This is a genomic window from Nocardioides sp., assembly GCF_047607185.1.
GTDB lineage: Bacteria > Actinomycetota > Actinomycetes > Propionibacteriales > Nocardioidaceae > Nocardioides.
The window spans coordinates 1-4,273 of sequence record NZ_JASGDQ010000099.1; the positions used below are offsets into that span (position 1 = coordinate 1).

Consider the following 4,273-nt stretch of genomic DNA (forward strand, 5'->3'; position numbering starts at 1 on the left):
GAGCTCGTCGAGCCGGCCGCGTCGGGGCACTGAGACGCCTGTCGACGTACCTAGATGATTGATGCACGGGGATCGTGCGGCGAGCGGCGCTCGGCGCCGCGCTCGCAAGGCGCCGGCGCGAAGGCAGGCTGGGTGCCTGTCGAGCGTCGGCAACGCCGCGAGCGTGGATGCCGAGGGTCGCGCAGCGTGCGAGACCCGTGCATCAATCATCTAGGTGACGGGCGCCACACCGTGGTTCTCTCGCCCCGGTGGTTACTAGTGATTAACCTTCGGCGGACGCCATCCGACGTACTCACGAACTTGACGCCAGGGAGACCGTGATGCAGCAAATCCTCGACACCATCCTTGCCGGCGAGGCCTCTAGCGAGGACTTCGTCGCCCTGGAGATCCCCGACTCCTACACCGCCGCCACGCTCCACAAGGACGAGGAGACGATATTCGAGGGGATCCCCAGCAAGGAGAAGGACCCCCGCACCTCCATCCACGTCGAGGAGGTGCCGCTGCCCGAGCTCGGCCCGGGCGAGGCGCTGGTCGCGGTGATGGCGAGCGCCATCAACTACAACACGGTGTGGTCCTCGATCTTCGAGCCGGTCTCGACCTTCGGATTCCTCTCCCGCTACGGCCGGCTCTCCGACCTGACCAAGCGTCACGACCTGCCCTACCACGTCATCGGCTCGGACCTGGCCGGCGTGGTGCTCCGGGTCGGCCCGGGCGTCTCGAAGTGGAAGCCGGGCGAGGAGGTCGTCGCGCACTGTCTCTCGGTGGAGCTGGAGAGCGCCGACGGCCACGACGACACCATGATGGATCCCGAGCAGCGGATCTGGGGCTTCGAGACCAACTTCGGCGGCCTGGCGCAGATCGCGCTGGTCAAGACCAACCAGCTGATGCCCAAGCCGGCCCACCTCACCTGGGAGGAGGCCGCCTCCCCCGGCCTGGTCAACTCCACCGCCTACCGGCAGCTGGTCTCCAAGAACGGCGGCGCCATGAAGCAGGGCGACAACGTGCTGATCTGGGGCGCCTCGGGCGGCCTGGGCGGCTTCGCGACGCAGTACGCCCTCAATGGCGGCGCCACCCCGGTCTGCGTGGTCTCCAACGAGGAGAAGGCCCAGATCGTCCGGTCGATGGGCGCCGAGCTGGTGATCAACCGGTCCGAGGAGGGCTACCGGTTCTGGAACGAGGAGGGCACCGAGCAGAACCCCCGCGAGTGGCAGCGCCTCGGCAAGCGGATCCGCGAGCTGACCGGCGGCGAGGACATCGACATCGTCTTCGAGCACCCCGGCCGGGAGACCTTCGGCGCCTCGGTCTACGTCACCCGCAAGGGCGGCACCATCACCACCTGTGCCTCCACCTCGGGCTATATGCACGAGTACGACAACCGCTACCTGTGGATGAACCTCAAGCGGATCGTCTCCAGCCATTTCGCCAACTACCGCGAGTCCTGGGAGGCCAACCGGCTCATCGCCAAGGGCAAGATCCACCCCACCGTCTCCCGGGTCTACCCGCTGGCCGAGGTCGGCCAGGCCGCACTCGACGTCCACCACAACCTGCACCAGGGCAAGGTCGGCGTGCTGTGCCTGGCACCCGAGGAGGGCCTCGGCGTACGCGACCCGGAGATGCGTGCCCGGCACCTGACGGAGATCAACCGCTTCCGTGGCGTCTGATTCGCCACGAATTCAGGAGAGCCGCGGCCGTCGGGCTGCGGCTCTCCTCGTTTCGTGGCACCCTTGCCTGCGCAACGCAAGATGGGGGGACATCTAGCGACCGCCGCGACCTGACCCGGAAGAGGAATCCGCCATCATGAGCGAACGTGGCCTGTCGATATTCGACGACGAGCCCGACAACACCCCTGACGACGAGCGGACCGCACCGGCCCCGAAGCCGCCGGCGGCCCCTGCCTCCGCCCCACCCTCGACCCCACCGGCTACCCCACCGGCGCCCCCGGCCACCGCCCCTGCCGCGATGCCGCGATTCGCGACCGGCGCGCTCCCGGTCGTCCGCCGCGGCTACGACCAGGGCGCCGTCGACGCCCGGCTGAGGGAGTTCGCCCAGCACTACGGCGCGCTCTCCGGCGAGCTGAGCGAGGCCCGGCTGCGGATCACCGAGCTCGAGGCCAAGCTGCAGTCGGCGGCCGACGAGCTCGCCGAGAGCAAGAACCCGTCCTACGCCGGTCTCGGCGGCCGGGCCAGCGCGCTGCTGCGGCTGGCCGAGGAGGAGGCCAGCGAGATCCGCACCACCGCCGAGCGCGACGCCATCGAGATCCGCGACCAGGCCGGTCGCGACGCCAAGGCGATCCGACTGCAGGCCACTACCGAGATGAACGACGCCCGCGAGGAGCACGCTCGGGAGCTGGACGAGCAACGGGCCCGACTGCTCGCCGACGCGGAGCAGGAACGCAACCTGGCCAAGGCGCAGGCCGACGACCTGATCGCGGCCGCCAAGCGCGAGGCCGAGCAGCTTCGGCTCGCCGCCGAGCAGGAGACCACCGAGTTGCGCAGCCAGGTGCAGCGCGAGGTCGAGCAGGCCCGGGCCGGCGCCGACCGCGAGGTGCAGGAGGCCCGGCGGATGCTGGCCGTGGAGAAGGAACGGCTGGCCCGCGAGGCCACCGACTTCCACACCACCAAGCTCAACGAGACCCGTCAGCTGGTCGAGGAGGCCGAGGGCCGGGCTGGCGCCGCCGAGGAACGCGCCCGGACCGCCAACGCCGCCGTCGCCGACGTGCGCCAGCAGGCGCAGAAGGAGTCCGACTCGCTGCTCGCGCGTGCCCGGAAGGAGGCCGAGCAGATCGTCGGCTCGGCCCGGGCCCAGGCCGAGCAGATCGCCGTCACCGGCACGGCCGAGGCCGAGCGCGCGCTCTCGGCGATCAAGGCCGAGGTCGACCGGATGAGCAAGCGTCGCGACGCCATCACCGCCCAGCTCGCTTCCCTCAACGACCTAGTCTCCCGGTTCACCCGGGACGACGAGGACGACAGCGGGACCGGGGACGCCGGCCAGGCCGGCGTCGAGGAGAAGTCCGAGGACGCCGGGTGACCGACGCCGAGACCGGGACCGAGCCGGACGCGAAGCTGGACGCCGACCATCCGGCCGAGCCGCCGGCACCCGGGCTCGGCACGCCGGGGCCGAGGCTGGACCGCCGGGCGCCGTACATCTGGGGCTTCCTGGCAGGCCTGGGCCTGCTGACCGCCATCGCACTCGGCTCCGCGATCTGGTCGATCAAGAGCGTCCTGGTGCAGGTGCTGGTCGCGTTCTTCATCGCTGCCGGCCTCGACCCGGCGGTGCGGTTCTTCGAACGCCGCGGGCTGCGGCGCTCCTTCGCGGTGACGCTGGTCATCGTGATCGTGCTGCTGGCGCTGGTGCTCTTCCTGGTCGCCTTCGTGCCGGTCATCACCGACCAGGTCACCAAGATCACCGGCAATGCGCCGGAGTGGCTCGACGCATTGCAGAAGAACCAGCAGATCCAGGACCTCAACGACGAATACCAGATCATCGACAAGATCCGGGACTATGTCACCGACGGCGACTTCGTCAGCAACCTCTTCGGCGGCGCCCTGGGCATCGGCCTGGCCGTGCTCGGCGCGCTGCTCAACGCCTTCGTCATCATCGTGATGACGCTCTACTTCCTGGCCGGGCTGGCACAGACCAAGGCCGCGCTCTACCGGCTCGCCCCTGCCTCCCGCCGCGACCGGGTGACCAGGCTGGGCGACCGCATCATCGAGGGCGTCGGCGGTTACGTGTCGGGGGCCTTCGTCGTCGCGCTGTGCGCCGGGCTGTCCTCGCTGGTCTTCCTCTTCGTCGTCGGCCTCGGGGAGTACGCCGTCGCGCTGGCGTTCGTGGTGGCGCTGCTCGATGTCATCCCGATGATCGGCGCCACCATCGGCGCGGTCATCGTCTGCGCGATCGGCTTCGCCACCGATCTGAAGGCCGGCATCATCTGCGTGATCTTCTACATCGTCTACCAGCAGGTCGAGAACTACCTGATCTATCCGCGGGTGATGAGCCGCTCGGTCGACGTGCCGGGCTCGGTCACCGTCATTGCCGCGCTGGTGGGCGCCTCACTGCTCGGCGTCGTCGGTGCGTTGCTGGCGATCCCGACCGCCGCCGCGATCCTGATGCTGATCCGCGAGGTCTTCGTCAGACAGCAGGACCAGAGCTAGACAGTATGAAGTGACCCCTCCGGAGGAGTGATGGGGTTGCGGGCCGGGGCCTCGCTCACAAGATTCGTGGGTTACCGAGCAGGGGCTGCCTGCTCGGCCTATCCGACAATTGTGGGAGGCCC

At 69.5% G+C, this 4,273-nt stretch carries 3 protein-coding genes; all 3 read left to right on the forward strand.

Going from position 1 to position 4,273, the window contains the following annotated elements:
• The first annotated feature begins 320 nt into the window (after positions 1-320).
• The 3 genes from ccrA to QM595_RS11655 all read left to right on the forward strand — a co-directional run bounded on the left by ccrA (position 321) and on the right by QM595_RS11655 (position 4,151).
• On the forward strand, positions 321-1,661 hold the full coding sequence (ccrA, locus tag QM595_RS11645; RefSeq protein ID WP_415171720.1) for a crotonyl-CoA carboxylase/reductase: 1,341 nt from the start codon (positions 321-323) through the stop codon (positions 1,659-1,661).
• A gap of 136 nt (positions 1,662-1,797) precedes the next feature.
• Entirely contained in the window at positions 1,798-3,027 is a 1,230-nt protein-coding gene (locus tag QM595_RS11650) for a hypothetical protein (RefSeq protein WP_415171721.1), read from the forward strand.
• Entirely contained in the window at positions 3,024-4,151 is a 1,128-nt protein-coding gene (locus tag QM595_RS11655; protein ID WP_415171722.1) for an AI-2E family transporter, read from the forward strand. The genes QM595_RS11650 and QM595_RS11655 overlap by 4 nt, the downstream gene beginning before the upstream one ends.
• Positions 4,152-4,273 lie beyond the last annotated feature (122 nt).

Excerpts from the sequence above, each read along its gene's own strand:
- QM595_RS11650 (WP_415171721.1), top strand. The coding sequence starts at position 1,798 with ATGAGCGAACGTGGCCTGTCGATATTCGACGACGAGCCCGACAACACC.
- ccrA (WP_415171720.1), top strand. The coding sequence starts at position 321 with ATGCAGCAAATCCTCGACACCATCCTTGCCGGCGAGGCCTCTAGCGAG.